We start from the raw sequence: 21,085 nt of genomic DNA, 5'->3' as shown, positions 1-21,085 counted from the left end.
GATGACGCGTTGACTTCGTGGTTCAATTATTAGAAACTAATAAAACCTGTTGTATAAACGAGGAAGGGCTTGTGCTCTTCTTTCAATCGCTGACTACGAGACATATTAGTAACTACGGGAGAGTGACGTACAGTCGGCGATTGAAAGAGGTGTAGAACCTCTTAACCAAACTGAAGTAAATATGCAGTACACGACATGACTTGTCTATTTAGTAAAAGAGCTACCACATTGGATAGGTCTTTTTGTATTTATTAGAGGTAAAACTTCACGTACCGTATTTTAATTATAAGAAAGTTTTTAGCATTGGAGGGTGAGCGGTGAAATCGAGAACAATTGTTATATGTGATAAATGTTCGGGTAGCTTTAGATTCAAACCTTTAAAAAGAAAGTTACTTAACGGAATTGAAATGTATTACATCAAGTGTAGGCATTGTGGTAAAGAAACCGTTTCTTATTACACCGATGAAAAGATTCGACAGCAACTTCAAGATAATGAAGAGAAGCGTAAAGAATTAAGAGAACGAATAATGGTTGCTGAAAGTCAGGAAGATATCAAAGGGTATGTGGAACAGATTAATCAGCTTGCTAAAAATGTTAGGAAACAAATGGATAAATTGAAAAATGACTTAGGAAAAAAAGACGAATCCAATGTATGAAGAATTCGTCTTTTTAGTATTAACCTTTAGGTGGATAAGGATCGTTTCCATGACTATCTCTTTCACGAATTTGTCCGTTTCTACCATGAATAAATAATTCGGAATTCTGATTACGAGAGATTCCACGTGCGGAATCAATAGCTTCTTGTTGAGTCCGATGTATGGAAGTAGCTTTTGAATTACCAGCACCTTTTACTTGCCATCCACCATTAGGATGGGGAGTAACATGTTGATTCTTTTTCATAGTATCACCTCCTTCCAAATAAAAGGAATTCGACAGTATTATTTAAAATTCCTTCTTTAGTATGTTGGGAAATGTCGAAAATACATGATGATAAGGAGTTGGGTCTTTGTCTTATAAACCCAAGAAGTCTTGCGCATATCCAATGTGTATTAACTTAACGACAGAACAGTATTGCGAAAAGCATAAGCAAGAAGCTACAAAGTCATATGACAAGTATCAGAGAGATAATCAAACTACAGCGTTCTATAAAAGTGTTGGGTGGAGAATAACGAGAGCGAAAGCTTTATCACGTGATTGTTATTTATGCCAACGATGTTTGAAAGATAAGAAGTTAACGCCAGCTGATATGGTTCATCACATTGTTGAAGTGAAAGAGGATTGGTCAAAGCGATTGGACATTAACAACCTTGAAAGCTTATGTAACAGTTGTCATAACAAAGTACATGGAAAGAGAGGATGAAATAAATGAAAGAGAATTATAAATCAACAACTCATATTGGAGATATGGTAGTTGGTATACAGATGGGAACGAAAGTGTTTCAAAAGAAGCTACGTGCTATTGGTAATCATGCGCATGAATTAGCTGATGAGCTTCAAAGGATTGATAAGGAAGAGGAACACAATACATTAGCAAGCTACTCGACAGATGAATTGATTGAAGAGATTAAGAGTCGTGCAATTAAAGTATCAGGATCAAGTGTTAAAGCGGTAGCAATTGATGTTTTAAAACTTGCTAAAGATATAGAATTAACCATCAAAAAAAATATTTAATAAAAAAACAACAATCCCCCCACCTTTTTATTTCTGAAGAGGTTCTTCTGGGGACCGGTGCCCCGCTTCGTGTTTCGCGCGGAAGGTCTCTTAAAGGGGGGAACCATCTGAAAACAGACCGCTTTTTTTAAAGGGTGGTTATTTTTTATCCATAAAATGTAAGTGTGGTGAGAGCATGGATGAAGATTTAAGAATAAAGTACAAGCCACCGACACATCTCAAGAAGATTGGAAAAGATACTTGGTTTCGTATTTGGAGGATTTTAGAGATGGAAGGTAAGGCTGATATTAATGATCCGATAGCAATAGAGATGATTGCTTACAGTTATCAAATGTATAAGGAAATGGCAGCACAAATAAAAAAAGATGGTCTAACTATGGACTATACCAATAAGGCGGGTGCTACCAATCGAACAAAGCATACCCTTATTCCGGAGCTTCCGAAATATATGCAGCAAACGCGCCAGTATTTAGGTGAGCTTGGTTTAACTGGCGCAAGCCGTAAGAAACTTCAAGAAGAACTAGTTAAAGAAGTTGAAGATGGTTTCGATGACTACTAAACCAGTTGATACGCATGACTATGTAACTGAATATGCGAAAAAGGTTATCAGCGGGAAGATAGTTACTAGTAAAAAAGTACGTAAGGCTTGTCAAAGGCATATTCGAGATTTACAACGCCAAGATGATGAGACATTTCCATATGAGTATAGTGTAAAAGAGGCTAATAGAGCGATTATATTCATAGAACGCTTTTGTAAACATAGCATCGGTAAGATGGCAGGTAAGCCACTTTTGCTTGAATTATGGCAGAAGTTTAATGTCGGTAGTCTTTTTGGTTGGGTAGAAAAAGAAACGGGTTATAGACGGTTTTTAGAAGCCCTCATTATGATTGCGCGTAAAAATGGTAAAAGTACTCTAGCATCAGCAATAGCTTTATATTTATTTATGAAAGATAACGAGTATGGAGCGCGTGTATATACGCTAGCAAATAAACGTGATCAAGCTAAATTGGTATTTGAAGAAGCTAAGCGAATGGTTAAACAGTCACCGGCATTAAGGCGAAGGGTAAGGATAATACGAGATAAGCTGTATTACAATGCTATGAACTCTGAGCTGGAACCACTTGCTAGTGATTCAAAGAAACAAGATGGTTTAAATACACATGGAGCAATCTTTGATGAAATTCATGAGTATAAAGATCGTAAGTTAATAAATGTTATTCAATCATCTTATGATGCCCGTACACAACCACTTATTTTGCATATTACGACAGCTGGTTTTGTTCTCGATGGACCATTGATGAAGTTTTATGAAGTGGCAGATAAAATGTTAAACGAAACGGTCGAGCATGATCGTTTTTTTGCATTTATTGCAGAGATTGATCCGGAAGATGATTGGAAAGATGAGGAGTGTTGGGTTAAAGCAAATCCAAACATAGATGTTACAATCACTCTTGAAAAATTAAGAGAAGCTTATAAAACATACGTTTTAAACAATGAAGTTAATGAGTTCAAGACGAAGCGTCTTAATTTATTTGTAAATGCCGCTGAGAAATGGCTTGAATGGGATGTAATTAAGAAAAATTATGAAAAAGAATATGATCTTGACGTTCTTGAAGGTTGTATGTGTATCGGTGGTGCGGACTTATCTGAAACGACGGATTTAACAAGTTCCTTTTTAGAATTCCCACAAAAGGATGGTTCAGTGAAGTGTATTCATCATAGTTTTATCCCAGAGGCTAAATTGCTAAATAGTGAGGATAGAGCGAATTATGAACTATGGGTCGAAAAAGGATATTTAACGGTTATTCCAGGAGAAGTAATTGACTATGATTTTGTTACAAATTGGTTTGTGAGAATGTCTGAAAAGTACCATATTCAAGAAGTTTGCTATGATCCATTTAACGCAGCACAGTGGTTTACCCAGATGCAAAATTTAGGATTCGAAATGGTTAAGGTCCAACAAGGATTTAAGTCAATGAATTTATCAATGAAGGATTTTGAACGTTTATTATTGCAAGGGAAAGTTAATTTTAATGGTGATTTGATGTTTAGGTGGTACATGAGTAACGTTAAAACGCAAAAGGATAGTACCGGGAACATAAAGCCCGTAAAAGCAAATAAATATTCAAGGATTGATGGTGTTGCAGCGGCATTAACGGCACATTTTAGAGCCATGATTTATTTACAAAACATGCCTCAAGAATCGAATCTCGAATTATGGACTTTTGATGATTAGAGGAGGTGAGAAAATGAATTTTTTGCAAGGATGAGAAGAAGGAGACAGCCAACGGAAGAACGAGCGAAAGAACAATTTAGTAATTTTGTAAAGTGGTTTGAACCTTTTAATATTTTTCGAAAAAGAACAGATATTACTTTAGCAAATAATGAAACTATCTTTTCAGCTATTACGCGTCTTTCTAATTCTATAGCAAGTATGCCTTTAAAGCTCTATCATAGCTATGTTCCTGTTGATAGCGACCTAGGAGACATGATTTCTAATACTCCCAATGGAAATTCTACAAGCTTAGATTTTATAAGAACGATGGAAGTTTTGCGAAACTCAACGGGGAATGCTTATGCATTAAAAAGGTATAACTCTTTATACCAAGTAGAAGCTCTAGATATTCTAGATTCATCAAGGGTGGAACCCGTGATTGAGAAAGATACAATGGCTCTATATTATTGTATTGATACGGAGAATGGGCAATATTACGTACATAATATGGACATTATTCATGTGAAACATATTCATGGTTTTGGTTGGAAGGGCATTAGTCCAATTGATGTATTAAGAAATAGTATTGATTACGATGACAAAATTAAAGAATTTAGTTTGGAACAACTGGAGAATGGTGTAAAGGCTAATTTTATCTTAGAGGTTGCATCAATTTTAGATGAAAAGAAAAAAGAAGTGGCATTTAATTTGTTCCGTGATTTTTATAAAAAGAATACTGGTGTTTTAATAGAAGATCAAAGTATGAAGATAAGAGAAGTAAAAAATCGTGATTTTATTGATCCAAAAGTATTTGAAGTAGAAAAAATTACACGTAATCGTATTGCCGCTGTATTTAATATGCCACCACATATGGTTGGGGTATTAGAGAATGTAAATAATTCAAGTTCAGAACAAATGGCCCTGGAATTCATCATGCATACATTATTACCAATTGTAAGAATGTATGAGCAAGAATTTGATAGAAAGTTATTAACCGCTGAACAACGAAGAAAAGGCTATAGTCATAAATTTAATATGAATGGTATTCTCCGCGCTGATATGAAAACACGCGGAGATTTTTATTTTAAAGGTGTTAGATCTGGTTATATGACTCCAAATGAAGCGAGGATGCACGAGGAAAAAGCACCGATGCCAGGTGGAGATAAATTGTTTGTTAGTCGTGACTTAGTTCCTATTGATAGTCCAGAACTTTTTAAAGGAGGTGAATAAAGAATGAAGGGAAAAAAAAGAAGCCAATCAGTAGAACAGGACATTGTAGCTGATGATTATGAAAAACGGACATTTTCTCTTAAAGTAAAGAACGTACAAATACAGAAACGTGATAATCAAGGTCAGCAATCTGAAGTGTTAACTGGATATGCGGCTGTATTTGACCAATTTACAGAACTCACAGATTGGTGGGGGGATGTTTTTTATGAAAAGTTAACCCAGGATTCAATGAACAATACTTTGGCTGATGGACATAAGATTTTTGCTCTATTTAATCATAGCTGGCGTGATTTATTAGGTTCAACTGGAGATAATTTGACTTTAGAGATTCGAGAGGACGGTTTATATTTTGAACTTGTGCCTAAGAATTTTGAATTTGACCGTAGAGTTGTGGAAATGACAAGAAGTGGAACGATTGGAGGGTGTTCAATCGGTTTTAGCATTTTTGATCAGGAATGGGAAGAGCGAGATGGAGAATGGTTCCGAATTATTAAAGAGATTTCATTATACGAAATTACATTCACTCCAATTCCAGCTTATCCTCAAACCTCAATTCAAGTAGATTTGCGCAAGGTGGAAAGTGGAGAATTTGAGGAACGAAGTGCAGCTAATCAAGTTCCAAAGCCAAAAGAACCAACGCAAACTATTTCGGATGAAGAAAGACAATCGTTATTAAGTGATGTAAATACAACTTTAAAAGATTTTGAAAAATATAAGAAATAACAGGAGGAATAAGATATGAAAATTGAAAGTAAATTCCCATTCCGAGTTGGGTTACAGTTTTTTGCAGCACGTTCTAAAACAATGATGGATATGAAACGTGATTTACAGATGTTAGGTGAAGAAGTTGTAAACGCAAGTGAGGCATTAAGATCTAAATTAACGGATGCAACGATTACATCTGAAGAGTTAGCAGATTTAAAGAGAGCAAAGTCATTCGCACAGGAAAGATTTGATGCAGCAGAAGCTGAATATAAAGAAATGGAGCAAGAGCAGCGTTCTAGGCTTCAAAGGCAAGAGCCTATTTTAGCAGCCGAAAACAATGAAGAACGCATGATTGCGGCGAAAGCAGAATACTATCGTTCTATTTTAACAGGACAATCCGTTAGTGAGGAAACAAGAAACCTATTAGGAGCAAAACAAGCAACATCAACTGGTGGAGAAAAATTCTTACCAACAACACTATCTAATCAGATTGTATCTGAACCAAAACAAAAGAATCCGCTTCGCCCAAAAATGACATTAACTAATATTAAGGGGCTAGAGCGTCCGAAAATTAGTTTTGAGCTGGATGATGATGATTTCGTTACTGATGAAGAGACAGCAAAAGAATTGGAAGTCACAGGGGATAAAGTTTCGTTTGGCCGTTATAAAGTGAAAGTTAAAGCGCGTATTTCTGATTCTGTTATTCATGGAAGTGATTTGGATTTAGTAACAGAAGTTGAATCAGCGCTTCAAGCGGCGCTTGCAGTGAAAGAAAAACGTTTAACATTTGCAGAATCTCCTAAAAAGGGCACTGAGCATATGTCATTATATGAGCCAGGTAAAATTAAAGCTGTCACTGGTGGAAATATGATTGAAGCAATTATTAATGCTTTAGGTGATCTAGGTGATGATTATCAAGAAAATGTAAGTGTAACAATGCGTCGTCAAGATTATTATGCATCACTAAAAGAATTAGCAAATGGATCTACTGATTTATATAAATTACAGCCAGAAGAAGTAATTGGAGCACCAGTTACATTCTGTGAGCTTGCTAAGTCTCCTGTTATTGGTGATTTTACTTTCTTACATGGTAACTATGATGGTGGTGTAATTTACGATGCTGATAAAGATGTAGATAAAGGTGAATATATCTTTGTATTAACAGCTTGGTATGATCAGCATAAAGTACTGAGTTCGGCGTTCCGAATTACAGAAGTAAAACCTACACCCTAAGGACCCCCAAGAAATTGGGGAGTCTAAAGGAAGTGGTGATGTAACGAATGCAGAACCAGCAAAAGCAAGAACTAGAGCAAGTAAAACTATATCTAAGGATTGATGGCGATGAGGATGACATAAACCTCATCTCTTTTATTAATGCAGCACATCTATATTTGCGGAATGCAGGTGTTTCTTGTAAAAGTAATGATTTGTATGATCTTGCAGTGAAAATTTATGTTTCTTTACACTATGATGATATGTCAAAGGCGCAAACTGAAAAGCTAGAAAGGTCATTGGAAAGCATTATCGTTCAGTTAAAGTATGAGGTGGATTTATGAGTGCGTTAAAGAAAAATAAACGTATTATCTTACAGAAAAAATCATCTGATTATGAAACAGACGAAGAAGGAAATCCACTTGAACCATGGCAAGATGTAGTAAAAGTTTGGGCGGTAGTTAATCCCCTAAGAGGACGCGAATTTTGGCAAGCGGCATCAGTTAATGCTGAAAATACCATTAGAGTAGAAATTCGATATCGAAAAGGGATAACGAGTGATATGCGAATTTTGTATGGTGAGCGTATTTTAGAAATTACTAATGTCATAGATGTTGAAGAAAAGCATAAGGAAATGCACTTAATGTGTAAAGAGGTGTTAGACAATGGCTAACATGGAATTACAGGGCATGACAGAGTTAATGCTTAAGGTTCAACAAATGGGGCGAAAAGGAGCATCAGCGCAAACTAAAGCTGTAAAAGCTGGTGGTAAAGTCTTTCAAGAAGGTTTTTCATCACATGAATCACCAAGAAGTAAAGTCCCACGTAAAGCGACACTCAAACAATCTTGGAGAACTGGTGAACACGGAGCGGATAACGCAAAAATTAGTGCTGTTAAAAGTAAAGAGGGCGTTAAATATGTTAATGTTGGCTGGTTAAAAGGAGATAATTCTCCCTTTTTTTATATGAAATTTCAAAACTGGGGGACTAGCAAGATGCCACATCCACCGAAAAAAGGATTTGCTGAAAAAATAGTTATGGCAAAAGAAAGAGAGTCCCTAAGAGCGATGAGGAATGTATTAAAGCGGGAGTTGATGCTATGAGGGATTTAATGAAAGAAATTAAACAAGGTCTTGAAAATAATAAAGAACTTGTTGATCTATTAGGTGGTAAGAGGATAGGACATCTCATATTTAATGGGGATAAAAATAACCCTTATATCACATTTTCAGAAGTAAATAACCAAGATGGTGATTTTGCTGATGATAGGGCTTATAACAGTGATTTGTTATACCAAATTGATATTTGGTCAAAGAAGCCAATTACAAATAAATACAAAACAGAAGTCGATAGAGTAATGAAATCTATCGACTTTTCTCGTTTTTCTACAGCAGATCTGTACGAGGACGATACAAAAATCTATCACTTTGGTATGAGATATCGTGCCAAAATTAGTTTAAATGAGGAGGAATAGAGTATGAGTGGAATTCCAGTAGGATTTCGTGATTTGCATTGGGCGGAGTTATTAAAAGATGATGAAACGGGTGTTGAATACGATGAACCAATTAAGATTGCTGGAGCAATCGAAGGGAAAACATCACCAAAATCAGAAACGGTTAAATTAGATGCGGATGACGGAACTTTTGCAGCTAATTCTAAGGTCAGTGGAGCGGACGTTGAGTTTAACGTTGCCGATTTACCATTATCGGTATATGCAAGAATTTTAGGGAAAACAGTAGTTAAAGGACAAGTCCTTGATAAAACAACTGACTCAGCACCATATGGTGCGATTATGTATCGTATGGCGAAAGATAATGGGAAGTCTCGTTTTAGTGTGTTATATAAAGTGAAGTTTGAACAACCAGATGAGGAAGCGAAAACTAGTGGTGAAAAAATGGAATATCAAACAGCGAAAATTAAAGGTACATCAGTGAATCGTCAATTTGATAATGCTTGGAGAAATCGCCTTGACGAAGATGAAAAAGACTTTGATCAACAAGTAGCGGAAAATTGGTTCAAAGCGGTTCCGAAGTCACCTGAAGAAACAGTGCAACCATCTAACGCACTAGCTAAAAAAGACTAATAGGAAATTCCTATCGGTCTTTTTTCTTATAAAAATACTAAATAGTGAGGGATTCATATGGAAGAACCAATTTTAAAATTAAGACAAGCTGATGGTAATTTAAGAGCATTTTATTTACCGGGTTTCATATCTGGATTAGTAGCGAGAAATGCTTCTGAATTAGCGGATAAACTAAAAGAAGACAATGTACCATTTGAATTAATTGAACAAGGCGCTCAATTTGTTTCAGATGTTTATGAAAATAAATTTACAAGTGATGAATTTTTAACAGGAACACACTCGCAATATTTGGCAGTAGTTATTTTTGCGGTTTGTCAGTCTGTTTTAGGGAAAGTGGCTGAGGCAGCAAACCTACTTGAAAGTGTATATACAGTACATACTAAAAAAAAGAATCCTCGCCCGAGAAACAAACGGAAGAACAGGCCACATACTCAGAAGCCATAATGGATCTATACAATATGCTAGAGGAACATCATGGGCTAAAGCAAAATGAAATAGATGAAATTGATATTGTTTATTTCATGCGGCGTATGGCTAGAAAGAAACAAAATGATGAACCTAAGCTAGCGACGGCAGAACAAGTACCTTGGTTGTAAGGGAGGTGGTAGCTTGTCACAAGATATGGAGTTAGGCGTTAAGGTCTCGATGGACTTGCGGAACTTTGATTCCGGTGTAGCTGGTATGAATCGGAAATTAAAAATGGTAGATTCAGAGTTTAAAGCAGCAAGTGAAGAGGCGAAACGTTATGGTGATTCAGTATCACAACTAAGAACAAAAATGGATTATCTAACACAAAAGTTAGATATCCAAAAGCAAAAAGTATCTCATTTTAGTCAAGAAATTGAGAAATTAAGAAATAAACAGCAACAATTACGTACTTCCAGTGAAAATTTAGCTGGAAAGATGCAACGTTTAGAAAGAGGGTATAAACAAAGTGCTCAAGCAACTGGTAAAAACTCTGAACAAACAAAACGTTTAAAGCAAGAATTAGATAGTGTTAAAGCTCAGTACACAGAGAATATTCAAAGCTTAAGTCGAGTCAATGCAGCAATTGAAAAGAATGCTACCAACCTAAATAGGGCAAGGGAAGCTGAAGCGAGACTTAAGAATCAAATTCATCAAACGAATGAAGCTTTAGAGAGACAAACTTCTCTTTTTCATAGAGCTGGAGAAAGAATGCGCTCAATCGGGACCCGAATGCAAGATGTCGGGGCTACGATGGGCGCTTCTTTTATGGCTGGAGCTACAACTCTTGGATATGCTCTTGGAAAAACAATTACAACGGCAGCTGATTTTGAATCAGCAATGTCACGTGTAGCGGCTTTATCTGGTGCATCAGATGCTGAATTAAAAAAGTTAACGCAAACGGCGAGAGATCTTGGAGCTTCAACATCTTTTAGTGCAAGTCAAGCAGCAGAAGGTATGCAATATTTAGCGATGGCTGGTTTCAAAACAAATGATGTTATTGTAGCGATGCCAGGATTATTAGATCTTGCAGCAAGTGGTCAAATGGACCTTGGGGCAGCGGCGGATATTACATCAAATATTATGTCTGGTTTTGGAATCGCAGCACAAGATGCAGGAAGGGTAGCAGATGTATTAGCGAAGGCAAGTACAAATGCAAATACAGATGTTGCTCAATTAGGTGAGGCAATGGTTTATCTTGCTCCAGTATCTAAATCATTAGGATGGTCACTTGAAGAAGCGACGGCGGCCGTTATGGCAATGAGTGATGCAGGTATTCAAGGGGCTCAAGCCGGGGCAGCATTCTCAACTTCTATGGGACGTTTAGCTAAACCGACTGGCGAAATGGAAAAAACAATGAAGAAGCTAAAAATAGAAATATTTGATGCTAATGGAAAAATGAAATCCATGCCAGGTGTGATTAAAAAACTGGAAAAAGCAACTCGCGGAATGACGGATCAGCAAAAATCAGCTACTTTAACAACTATTTTTGGAGCTGAAGCGTATAAGCACTGGGCGGTATTAATTGATAAATCATCAGATGCTTTAGCTAGTAATACAGATATGCTTAAAAAGAGTGCTGGCACAGCAAAAGAGATTGCAGCTAAACAGCTAGATAATTTAAAAGGTAAGATAGTAATCTTACAATCTTCTATCGAGGGCGCATCTATAACGATTGGTCATGCATTAATACCAGCGATTGATGCAATTGCTTCTGGCGTACAAAGTGCTGTTGATTGGTTTAATAACCTTGATGAAGGTACTCAGCAAATGATTGCAACGGGCGCCGCGTTGACTGTCGGGATAATGGGGATCGTTGGTGTGTTAGGACTTATGTCTATGGCTGTTGGAGCGTTATTAGCTAATCCGGTTGTTATCGCAATTGCAGCAGCGACAGGAGCCGTGGCAGGTCTAAGTTTAGCTGTAATAAAACTTATGGATGATACAAAAAAGGCTGATAATGATGCACGTAATTTTGGCGATGGTGTTTCAGAAGGTACAAAAAAAGCAGCATCTGGTTATGTGAAAATGCGTGATCAAGCACTTGTTGCGTTAAATGATTTGGCTTTTTCTACAGGAGAAAAATCTAAAGAAGCTGTACAAAAGGCACATGAGGAATTTGCTAAATTAACCGATGAAGCAATAAAAGCGTTAGAGAAAGATAAAGCAAAATTCAATAATTTCATGGGTAAGTTCTTTGGAGATGCAGCTGACGAGGGAACAAAAAAACTTAGTGAACGTATTAGAGCTAAAGCAAATGAATACTACGCTCAACAAGAAGAAGCAATTCGTAATGCTGATAAAACGATGCATGATCTAATTAATAAGTATGGAAATAATCTATTTGATATGTCAGAGAAAGATTTCCAGCGCTATACGGCAGCATGGCAAGCGTTTGATAAATCAACAGCTACATCAGTTTCTAAATCGATTGGAGAATTAAAAAAAGTAAACGATGCTTTTAATAAAATCGATAAAGGTGTCTCGTTAGAACAAGCACAGAAGCATGTTGTTGAATTAACCAATTCTACTACGAAATCTCTGTCAGAGATCTCAAAGGCTAGGGATAAAGATGTAGACAATGCGAAAAAATATGCTAAACAAATTGGACTCCAAGGTCAAGAAGAGACCGCATTTATTGATCAAGTAAAGCGTAAGTACGGAGAACAAGAGGTCGCTGTACGAGAAAATTATTTTACAAAGATGAATAAAATTCGCGATGTACTTGGTGCAAAACAGTCTGAAATTGATTTTGAAGGGAAAATGACTAAAGCTGAGAAGGACCGTTTCGATGCATTTTTAGCAAGCACAGGAAGCGTATCTTCTGGATTTGAAGATTTGTATGATAAGAACAATAAATTCTTTGATAAATTAAAAAATAACTTCGATAAATCAGTATCTGATTGGACGAAATATGAAGAAAGTGTAAAACGTTTTGGAGACGCTTTACCAGAGTCTTTAAATAAGTTTTACGATACTTTAAAGTCTGGTGGAGAAAAGGCGAAAATAGCAACTGAATTGATTGCTATTGAAATGGAGAATGGGGTCAAAGCAGTAGACCTTGGGCCAGCAGGTAAAGTGAAAGTTGACGAGTTCATAGCAGGAGTGCAAAACGGGACTTACAACATAGAGCATGTAGCTATTGCTACAATTAATCAAATGCGAGATACATTTGGTCAGCAGAGTTTGACACAAGAAGGTATAGATACAATGAAATCTTATGTGGATGGACTTCGTGAAATTGACAACGTAAAAGAAATCGCAAAAAATTTAAAGTTAGATCTTCAAAGTGAAACGAAAATTGATCTTGGGCCATATGGACAACATACAGCTCAAACTTTTGCCGACGGGTTAAAAGATGGAAGTATGGGGATTGATTCAGTATATATCTATTTTCAACAGAAATTAAAAGGTGTTACACAAGTTGACTTGAACCAAGAAGGACGCCAAACGATAGCAACATTAAAAACTGGTCTTCAAAATGGATTTTTAGATATAAATCAAGTTTTGGAAAAATTCAAGTTAGACGTTAAATCGGATGTGAAAGTAGACGTAAAAGGTGAAGGACAATTCACCGTTCAAACTCTTGCTGAGGGATTATCCGGTGGACAAATTAATGTTGATACCGCAATTCAGGCGATTAAAGGTCTTGTAGAGCAAGGGGCAACTATTGATCTAACTGAAAAAGGAAAGCAAACATCACAAACACAGGCTGATGGTATGCAACAAAATCAACAAGCACCATTTGCAGTAGCTGAGCAAACAAAACAAGGTATAGAAAATACACTCGGAGCCACTAGTGATGGTAACGGTGGTCCTAAATCTATGTTAGATATGTATAATGGCATACTTGGTAATCAAGCTCTTGTAAATCAACAGGCGGATGCAACAAAGAATAATATCCAAAGTACACTTGGAAGTACAACAGATGGTAATGGTGGCTCTAATTCAGTTAATATGATGCATGGAAATATGATTAATACACAAGGACTTGTATTCAATCAAGCTGGATTTATTAATAGTAATGTCCAAGGCACTTTAGGAAGTACAACAGATGGCGATGGTGGTTCGAAAGCTGGGGGCATGATGGCTGGAGGCCTAGGTTCGCAACAAGGTAATGTACAAGGAAATGCTGTAGGACTAGCAAACTCAGCAACTGGTGGGATGAATACAGTAAATGGCCGTGATCCAGGTATAAAAGGTGGAACAGAGTTTGCGAGAGGAGCCTTGAGTCAAGAAGGTAACGTGCAGTCTTCCGGTAAACAAATAGCGGAATCAGGAAAGAATGGTATGAGTAGTGTTTCAACGAATTCGGCTGGAATGAATTTTATTTCTGGATTTATTACTGGTATGCAAAATAAAGAAGGACCTTTAATGAGTGCAGCTAGAGGTCTAGGTAATATGGCACTTGGTGCTATGAAACGTGCGTTAGACATTCGCTCACCATCTCGTAGAGCAAAGTCTGAAGTTGGTGAAATGGTCGGAGAAGGTGTTATTTTAGGGCAAGAGAATAAAATTCCAGCATTGAAAAAAGTAGCACAAAGAATGGCTGATGCATCTATACCTAAAGTAAACCCGAGTGATATTTCACGTGCCACAAGTTACCTAAAAAATTCTACTAGTAATGTAAGTACTGGAGATAGTTATCAATCTAGTAACTCGCCTTCATCAAGAAAGGGAGCTTCATTTGGAAGTATGCCAATGCAACGGAGTACTCCAATTCAATTAGTAATAAATGATCAAGTTCTCGGGGAGGCAGTTGTTCCTTGGGTGGATCTTGCTCAAGGACAGCGAGTAAATACAACATTATTCTTTTCGGGGGCGAGATGATGCACTTAACAATAATAAGAAAAAATGGGAAACGATATAAGTTGTCTCAAGAAACCGGATATCATGTTTTATATTTTCGTCCGGATTCTATAAAAGTGAATTCTATATCAGATAAAGTAGATGGGAGACCTGGTGCTGTTAGTTCTGGTATAGAAGTTGAAGGCAGGATGATTCGAACATCAATTGTTTTTGAAGCATATGACTTTCCAGATTATGCATTAAAACGAAATGAATTCTTTCAAATTCTTGATTCGAGAGAAGATTTTTATGTGATATATAGTGAAGAACCGGGAAAACGTTGGCTAGTAAGGGCTAATCAATTTACTCCTGAACCTTTAACTCGAGTGTGGGGACAATGTGATATCATTCTTGAATCTGATTTTCCATATGCAGAATCCATCGGTACCACGATGGATTCTTTTACTTTTAATTCAAACCTCTGGCAAATAGGCCAGGGCTTAATCGCAGAAGATACAAAGTATGTACACAATACTACGTCTTTCCGGATTTATAATGCTGGTGATGTGTTAATAGATCCTAAGTTCATGCCATTAAAAATAAAGTATAAAGGCAAGTCTAACAATCTATCTATAAAAAATGTTACTACTGGTGACCTTTGGAGTTACACAGGTAGCACAACAACAGAGCGTGATGTTATTACTCTAGATGGTGTCAAAGCATATCGAAATGTGCTAGGAAGTATTTTTAAAAATACGAATTGGGGACTAATCACATTAAAGTCTGGATGGAATGACCTTGTGTTAACTGGTACAACAGGTGATTTTAAAATAGAATTCGATTTTCGTTTCTATTATTTGTAGGTGAAGAGAAATGTTAGTAGTGAAAGGTATTAATCAACAAGAAGAAATGCTAGCAGATTATAAAGAGGTGAAGAGAAAGAGACGTGTGAATGGCGAACACTCTCTTTCTTTTTATTTATTGAATACTCCTAATGTGAAACACGCTTATCATTTGGTAGATAAGCGTGCGAGCATTATGGATAAAACTGATGAGTATATCGCATTGGGCATTAGTAAACGAGGTCATTATGGAAAGGTCATAACAGCACCGCATATCTTCTTTGATGACATGATGGATTGGAAGTATGAACTATATAACGGATACGCCAATTTTAAGCAGTGTATGGATTTCATTTTTAATGGGACAGGCTGGAAATATGTTAATCAAGGAGCGTTTGCAGCAACGAAATTTGAAAACTTTGGTGATGACACACGGTCAGCGCTTTTACAAAAGGCTTTAAATCGTTATGAAGCTGAGATGGAAATTAGTTATTCATCTAAAACAGTTACATTTAAAAATCAAATCGGAAAAGAAACTGATGCGCAGTTCCGTTATGGCCATAATCTTAAAACGTTTGAAGAAGATACGGATATGTCTAACTTTGCAACGGTCATCCGTGGGTATGGTAAAAATCATAACGGACAAGAAATTATGGTTGAATATGTATCACCGATGGCTAAAATTTATGGGCGTATTCATCAGAAACCAATTCGTGATGAGCGATTTAAATCGAAAGAAACACTATTAGAAAAATGTAAAAAGGAAATTAATGATGTACCGGATACAAGGTTTAAGGTAAGCATTGTTAGTTTAATAGAAAATGGCTTATCGCCACTTCATAAGTTTGACTTAGGTGACTATGTATATATGTTATATGAAGAAGCTGATGTGAAAGTGAAAATTCGTGTCATCGAAATTGAGGATGACCCAACAGATCCAACTAAAGCGCCGATAGTTGAATTATCAACTTTTAAAGAATTAAAAACGGCGAGTGCCGTTCAAGCGCAATTTAAACAAACACAGAAACAAGTGCAGCAACTTATGGATGACGGTGGTAATTTAAATCTAGCGTTAAAACGTCTATACATGAATACCGAAACATTTGCTGATAACACTGGCGTTTGGTATATAGATCCAGAAGATAAAAACAGATACGTCCATATTGGTGCAGGAGGCCTCGATGTTCATCGTGGTCTTATTCGCGTTGAAAGAGAAGATGGTTTTGCAACAATTATTGGCGGTGCTATACAGTATGGGTTTGATATCGCAGGACATTATCCTCCATATCGGGGGATTCATGTAGTAGAAGATGGTTGGTGGTTAACGTCTACCCATGATGTCTTAGATAGTTGCCAATTTTACACCTTTGAACACAAAACAAGATATGTAAAATTAAAGGCACAGATTTTCACTGAAGAAGGCGGAGAAGTTGAAATCGCAATGGTTTCTGCCGATAGTGGTCAACAAATCATGAATAAAGTTTCATCTAAACAGACTAGCGCACCATCACAAAACGATGATGTGGATCTTGTTTATGATTTAGGTGTTCCAAATGGTGAACTTAAAAGTTTTTATTTCCGCATGAGAAATAAGGTCAAAGGAAAGAAAGCATATACGCGTGTGTTTCGCGTGTGGTTAGAAGGTTAATAGAGAAGTATTAAAAAACGAATTTTATATAAAAACAAACTTTAGGAGGAATTATTTATGAAATCAGTTCAAATTTACTTAGGGAAACCTCAAACAAACAAATTAGTAGTATATGATGTGCAACAAAATCAACAAATTACTGTAAAACAACTCATCTTCAATAATGCATTAGAAACTGAACAAACAGTAACATTGACACTTAATACGATTGATATTATGACTGTTAAATTGAAACCTGGGGACAATGTACGCGATACATTTATTGTTCTAAATTCCGGAGATAAACTACTAATTCAACAGGAAACAGAAAATGCAGTAAATGTAATGATTAACGGAACTACAGAATCAACAACTCAATATTAAATAGGGAGCCTTTTTGGCTCTCTTTTCTTTATATAAAAATCATGCCGAACAACAATGTTAAAGAAAAGATAGGTGATGTAAATGCCAATGAATTTAGATCGATGGGGCAATGATTTGTATGACAGACGATTACGTAATGAAACCAATAAGAACTGGGATAAAATTGAAGGTTCCTACAACAATATCGAAAAAAACAGTAGCAAAGCGACATTAGATGCTACGGCAGCAATAACAAAAGCAAATACAGCTAATGAATTATCTAAAAGTGTACAAGAACAACTAAATAAAGTAACCATTCAAGGCGATTCTTCAGTTGAAGCAGCGCAAGCACGTGTATCACTAAACGGAACTACTTTTAATGTCCTAAATGATAGATTGAATTACATGGAAGCCAGTAATCCTGAAACAGGAATTATCGCCTTTACACACGATGATGGGTTTTTTGAAGATCGTTTAACATATAGCATTTTTAAAGAATACGGTCTTCCTTGCACTTTCGCTCTTATTAAAGACAGGGTATTTAGTTATAACTACATCGACTACTATCGCCAATACCAACAAGATGGATTCACTATTATGTCACACAGTTGCACTCATCAAGATATGAGTACAGAAGTAATGTCATTACAAGAAGCAGAATATGAAATTTCTAATAGTGCTAATTGTTTTGGTAAATTTGGATTAAGTGTAAATGGATGGGTAACTCCAAACAGTACACTTAATGATAAATATTTAGATTTAATTAAAGCGAACTATGATTATGCGGTTACAAGATTCAATGGGACCTTAGGTGCCGACGCTATAGGGCATATAAAAAAGTCACATGATCCGTATAAATTGTATCGTTACAGTTTAACTCATAATCGCCTAGATAGAATCAAAAAGGCAATTGATAATTGTATTAAAGAACGTGGGTTACTGTTATTTTACGATCATCGTACTGGAGCTGGTTCCGGTCATGTGGAAGAAGCAAAATTAAGAGAGATATTAGCCTATGCAAAATCTAAAGTAGAAAGCAAAGAATGTCGTGTACTCAATATGAACGATGCAATTAGTTCATTCTTTGGAAAACAATTAATTGATAAAACAAAAGGAAGTGCAACAATTAATGTTTCGCCAAGTTTATTTGATAATACAGGGGCAGTATTAACGGAGAAAAAGTGGTTTTTTTCAAAACATGGTAATAATATAGGAGAAACCTACAAAATAGTATCGTTGAACAATGAAAATATCGGTATGGTTGAGTATTATGGGATGATACCAAAAGGAAAAGGGAATAGCTTACAAACAAAATTACCACTAAATAATATAAATATGAATAACATCGAAAGTCAAAATGTGTATTTCGCACAAGATGTTTGGGTAGATGGTGATATTTCAAAAGCAAAATTTACTTTTGAAGTAAGGTTCTATGCTAGAGATGGAAGTTATGACGGTACCCACGTTCATAAAATTAATGTAGGTAATAAACGAATGAGATTCGAGTCTATTTCAACTCCTTATAAGTTAATAGATTTTAGTTACGCCATGGTATATCTTCGATTTGAATCTTTAGAAAACATCGAATCGACATTTAAATTTTATCTAGGGAAACCTGTTATTTCTTTTGGGATTCCTAAGGAAGATCTTACTCCTGTACAGGAAACGCCAAGTTTAGATAATAAAGAAATAAGGTTATCTCTTGATGCAAGTACGCCGTTAGGAATACCTTGGTCCCCAAGAACTTGGACTAGTTATTCGCTACCAACATATGAAAATGGTTATTTAAAAAGCTCTTCGAATGCCACTTTTGAAGTGAAGGTAAGCGGGTTCTACAATATTAATTTCAACGCACATTTTAATGTAGTTGAATCTGGTTCACCGAATGCTTTTTCTCGCATGGTTTTTGATATTGGTAAAAGTGGATTTGGACCAAATGCAGCAGAAAGAAGTATTTGTTATTTCAGGCCGCCGGATGACCGTTTTTCTGTTCAAACAAATCATCTATTGTATTTAGAAAAAGGAGAAAAGATTTATATTCGGGGGTTTTATGATGACACGATAGGGACATGTACTGAGTATAAAGAAAAGGCGACTGTAAGTGTAATGTATATGGGGTTTAAACTTTAATGAATCTATTTGAAGTAGGGTAAGTTATCATTGCAAAAGCTCCAAGGATTAAGATTAATAAAAAGTGATTTAAAAAACGTTACTCTTGATGTCCGTTAAATCACTAAGTCAAATTAATCCTGTGAATCAGCGTCGCCATGATTATTGCCGTCTGAATAATCATGAGCGCTTTTCATAGATGCTGTAATAAATGCGGTTGTCATCACGGCATTCATCCAATTTGCTTCAGCATCATTAGCATTTGTTCCTGGGATGCTTTGATTACCATTTTCTTGTGTTGAGGAATGGGTTTTTAATTCTTTTTCAATAAATTTGTTAGGTTGTTTCTTTCTACCAAAAATCTTCATGAATACTTGTATTATAAAACATGCAATGAAGACTACTAGAAGAAAGAAAAAAAGACCTAAGGATAGATTAATTATATCTTCCATGCTTATACCCGCTTTCTAAATCATTAAATGAAATGGAATTTTATGTTTTTTATATTAGTATGCCGGTCATTAAAGTAGTTGTACTATTAAAAGATAACAAAAAAATATTTAATTGTAAAAAATCAAAGGATACAAGGGATATGAGTTTTCAAAAGTTGGTGGTTTGAAAAAGTATTTCATTATTATTTGAACAATGATAAGATTGCTAGGGACAATATATGTTGATTTTATAATTAGGGAGATATGGTTAATAATGGTTAAGCAAATAGCTATTTTAGGTTCTTGTGTTACAAGGGATAATTTCAATTCCCTTTTCAACAAAAATTACAAAATATTTTTTGATGTTGTGGCATATCATCATCAATCTTCTGTACTGAGTCTTATGTCAAAGCCACTTCCTTTTCTAGAAGGGGAAGACTTGACGGGGTTAAGGGATTTTGATAAATGGCATTTAAGGTCAGAACTAAGTAAAGAATTTTTAGGTCTATTAGCAAATAAAAATATTGATTATCTAATTATAGATTTTTATGGGGACCTCTATAATAGTGTAATTAAACTAGATGATGAAAATTACTTAACGGATAATCCTAAGTTTAAGAATTTATCTTTTTTCAAAAATCATCAAAATAGAATAAATATCAAGGATGAAAAAGATCTATTTTTAGATTTATGGAAAGAAAAGGTTGATGCCTTTTTCAAATTTATAAAAGAAGTTACACCGAATACTAAAGTTATTTTGAATCAATCAAGATTCGCAGATACTTTTGAAAATGGAAAAAGCTTAACGGCGTTTAGAAAGCAAATGAATATCCAAACTATAGATGTAGATGAAATGAATGCTATTTGGGATATTTTAGACAACTATGTAATAGACAACTATGATGTAATAACCATAGATATGAATGAAAAAACATATCATTTAAGCGAAACGCACCCATGGAAGGCATTTTATGTTCATTACACAATGGACTTTTACGATGATTTTTTACATAAATTTTTAAATTTTGATGTTAATCAATTGCAGAGTGAGATGGAGCATACAAAGAAAAAGGTAGAAAACATGGTACATGAAATAGAATGTACAAAGAAAAAAACAGAAGACATGGCACATGAGCTTGAAACGTCAAAAAAGACAATTAGTTTAGTGACAAACCAGATTAATGATTTAAATCAAAGTAATCTAGATCTTCTCTCTAAGATAAATATAATGGAGAATGAAAATTTTATTGGATTCATTAAAAGAAAACGCGCTTTTAAGAAAGAAGACAGGTAATAGTCTTCTTTTTTTTATTTTTAAGTATGGTAAAATAATCCTAAGCAAT

Annotated in this window: 23 protein-coding genes; 21 read left to right on the top strand and 2 right to left on the bottom strand. The window is 35.6% G+C overall.

Translation table 11 applies throughout. The features are described 5' to 3' along the window. The first annotated feature begins 317 nt into the window (after positions 1 to 317). Complete coding sequence (locus tag ACYVEC_RS12690) at positions 318 to 656, top strand: transglycosylase (RefSeq protein ID WP_460506753.1); 339 nt, start codon at positions 318 to 320, stop codon at positions 654 to 656. Positions 657 to 675: 19 nt separating this feature from the next. Here the strand turns inward: ACYVEC_RS12690 and ACYVEC_RS12685 are convergent, their stop codons facing one another. Then, on the bottom strand, positions 676 to 900 hold the full coding sequence (locus ACYVEC_RS12685; protein WP_147787144.1) for a DUF2188 domain-containing protein: 225 nt from the start codon (positions 898 to 900) through the stop codon (positions 676 to 678). A gap of 106 nt (positions 901 to 1,006) precedes the next feature. On the opposite strand from ACYVEC_RS12685, the gene ACYVEC_RS12680 reads away from it, so the two are divergent. From ACYVEC_RS12680 to ACYVEC_RS12590, 19 genes are all read left to right on the top strand, one after another. Next, entirely contained in the window at positions 1,007 to 1,360 is a 354-nt protein-coding gene (locus tag ACYVEC_RS12680) for an HNH endonuclease signature motif containing protein (protein WP_147787145.1), read from the top strand. A 5-nt stretch (positions 1,361 to 1,365) separates the two neighbouring features. After that, positions 1,366 to 1,671, top strand: a complete 306-nt coding sequence (locus ACYVEC_RS12675; RefSeq protein ID WP_460506750.1) for a hypothetical protein — start codon at positions 1,366 to 1,368, stop codon at positions 1,669 to 1,671. A gap of 175 nt (positions 1,672 to 1,846) precedes the next feature. Beyond that, positions 1,847 to 2,230: a phage terminase small subunit P27 family gene (locus tag ACYVEC_RS12670; protein WP_460506747.1), complete on the top strand. Its 384-nt coding sequence runs from the start codon at positions 1,847 to 1,849 to the stop codon at positions 2,228 to 2,230. Further along, on the top strand, positions 2,220 to 3,908 hold the full coding sequence (locus ACYVEC_RS12665; RefSeq protein WP_460506744.1) for a terminase large subunit: 1,689 nt from the start codon (positions 2,220 to 2,222) through the stop codon (positions 3,906 to 3,908). Before ACYVEC_RS12670 ends, ACYVEC_RS12665 begins: the two co-directional genes overlap by 11 nt. A 30-nt stretch (positions 3,909 to 3,938) precedes the next feature. Further along, positions 3,939 to 5,117, top strand: a complete 1,179-nt coding sequence (locus ACYVEC_RS12660) for a phage portal protein (protein WP_460506741.1) — start codon at positions 3,939 to 3,941, stop codon at positions 5,115 to 5,117. A gap of 3 nt (positions 5,118 to 5,120) precedes the next feature. Then, complete coding sequence (locus ACYVEC_RS12655; RefSeq protein ID WP_460506738.1) at positions 5,121 to 5,840, top strand: HK97 family phage prohead protease; 720 nt, start codon at positions 5,121 to 5,123, stop codon at positions 5,838 to 5,840. Positions 5,841 to 5,855: 15 nt separating this feature from the next. Continuing rightward, a complete protein-coding gene (locus ACYVEC_RS12650; RefSeq protein ID WP_460506735.1) occupies positions 5,856 to 7,055 on the top strand; it encodes a phage major capsid protein in 1,200 nt (399 codons plus the stop codon). A 47-nt stretch (positions 7,056 to 7,102) separates the two neighbouring features. Continuing rightward, positions 7,103 to 7,378, top strand: coding sequence for a head-tail connector protein (locus ACYVEC_RS12645; RefSeq protein ID WP_441397929.1), 276 nt, complete (start codon positions 7,103 to 7,105; stop codon positions 7,376 to 7,378). Beyond that, complete coding sequence (locus ACYVEC_RS12640; protein ID WP_460506731.1) at positions 7,375 to 7,707, top strand: phage head closure protein; 333 nt, start codon at positions 7,375 to 7,377, stop codon at positions 7,705 to 7,707. The genes ACYVEC_RS12645 and ACYVEC_RS12640 overlap by 4 nt, the downstream gene beginning before the upstream one ends. Then, positions 7,700 to 8,137: an HK97-gp10 family putative phage morphogenesis protein gene (locus ACYVEC_RS12635; RefSeq protein WP_460506728.1), complete on the top strand. Its 438-nt coding sequence runs from the start codon at positions 7,700 to 7,702 to the stop codon at positions 8,135 to 8,137. The genes ACYVEC_RS12640 and ACYVEC_RS12635 overlap by 8 nt, the downstream gene beginning before the upstream one ends. After that, positions 8,134 to 8,508 (top strand): tail completion protein gp17, encoded by a 375-nt coding sequence (gene gp17, locus ACYVEC_RS12630; RefSeq protein ID WP_460506725.1) that lies wholly within the window; start codon positions 8,134 to 8,136, stop codon positions 8,506 to 8,508. The genes ACYVEC_RS12635 and gp17 overlap by 4 nt, the downstream gene beginning before the upstream one ends. Positions 8,509 to 8,511: 3 nt before the next feature. Further along, positions 8,512 to 9,117 (top strand): major tail protein, encoded by a 606-nt coding sequence (locus tag ACYVEC_RS12625; RefSeq protein ID WP_460506722.1) that lies wholly within the window; start codon positions 8,512 to 8,514, stop codon positions 9,115 to 9,117. 57 nt (positions 9,118 to 9,174) lie between these two features. Next, complete coding sequence (gene gpG / locus ACYVEC_RS12620; protein WP_460506719.1) at positions 9,175 to 9,561, top strand: phage tail assembly chaperone G; 387 nt, start codon at positions 9,175 to 9,177, stop codon at positions 9,559 to 9,561. After that, the gene (locus tag ACYVEC_RS12615; RefSeq protein ID WP_165570308.1) at positions 9,561 to 9,713 is read left to right on the top strand and encodes a hypothetical protein; all 153 of its coding nucleotides are present in this window, start codon (positions 9,561 to 9,563) and stop codon (positions 9,711 to 9,713) included. The genes gpG and ACYVEC_RS12615 overlap by 1 nt, the downstream gene beginning before the upstream one ends. 13 nt (positions 9,714 to 9,726) lie before the next feature. Then, positions 9,727 to 14,412, top strand: a complete 4,686-nt coding sequence (locus tag ACYVEC_RS12610; protein ID WP_460506714.1) for a phage tail tape measure protein — start codon at positions 9,727 to 9,729, stop codon at positions 14,410 to 14,412. After that, positions 14,412 to 15,233: a phage tail family protein gene (locus ACYVEC_RS12605; RefSeq protein ID WP_460506711.1), complete on the top strand. Its 822-nt coding sequence runs from the start codon at positions 14,412 to 14,414 to the stop codon at positions 15,231 to 15,233. Before ACYVEC_RS12610 ends, ACYVEC_RS12605 begins: the two co-directional genes overlap by 1 nt. 10 nt (positions 15,234 to 15,243) lie before the next feature. Further along, a complete protein-coding gene (locus tag ACYVEC_RS12600; RefSeq protein ID WP_460506707.1) occupies positions 15,244 to 16,860 on the top strand; it encodes a phage tail spike protein in 1,617 nt (538 codons plus the stop codon). 57 nt (positions 16,861 to 16,917) lie between these two features. Next, the gene (locus ACYVEC_RS12595) at positions 16,918 to 17,223 is read left to right on the top strand and encodes a hypothetical protein (RefSeq protein ID WP_460506704.1); all 306 of its coding nucleotides are present in this window, start codon (positions 16,918 to 16,920) and stop codon (positions 17,221 to 17,223) included. An 81-nt stretch (positions 17,224 to 17,304) separates the two neighbouring features. Further along, positions 17,305 to 19,332: a polysaccharide deacetylase family protein gene (locus ACYVEC_RS12590; protein ID WP_460506701.1), complete on the top strand. Its 2,028-nt coding sequence runs from the start codon at positions 17,305 to 17,307 to the stop codon at positions 19,330 to 19,332. Between the two features lie 113 nt (positions 19,333 to 19,445). Here ACYVEC_RS12590 and ACYVEC_RS12585 read toward each other — a convergent pair whose 3' ends face one another. Continuing rightward, positions 19,446 to 19,763, bottom strand: coding sequence for a hypothetical protein (locus ACYVEC_RS12585; protein WP_460506698.1), 318 nt, complete (start codon positions 19,761 to 19,763; stop codon positions 19,446 to 19,448). Positions 19,764 to 20,016: 253 nt separating this feature from the next. Between ACYVEC_RS12585 and ACYVEC_RS12580 the strand changes: the two genes are divergently transcribed. Further along, a complete protein-coding gene (locus ACYVEC_RS12580; protein WP_460506695.1) occupies positions 20,017 to 21,036 on the top strand; it encodes a DUF6270 domain-containing protein in 1,020 nt (339 codons plus the stop codon). The last annotated feature ends 49 nt before the right edge of the window (positions 21,037 to 21,085 follow it).

This window comes from Bacillus sp. MN7755 (genome assembly GCF_054771475.1).
The sequence above is the reverse complement of the archived record's forward strand: the minus strand, read 5'-3'. Positions and strand labels throughout refer to the sequence as shown.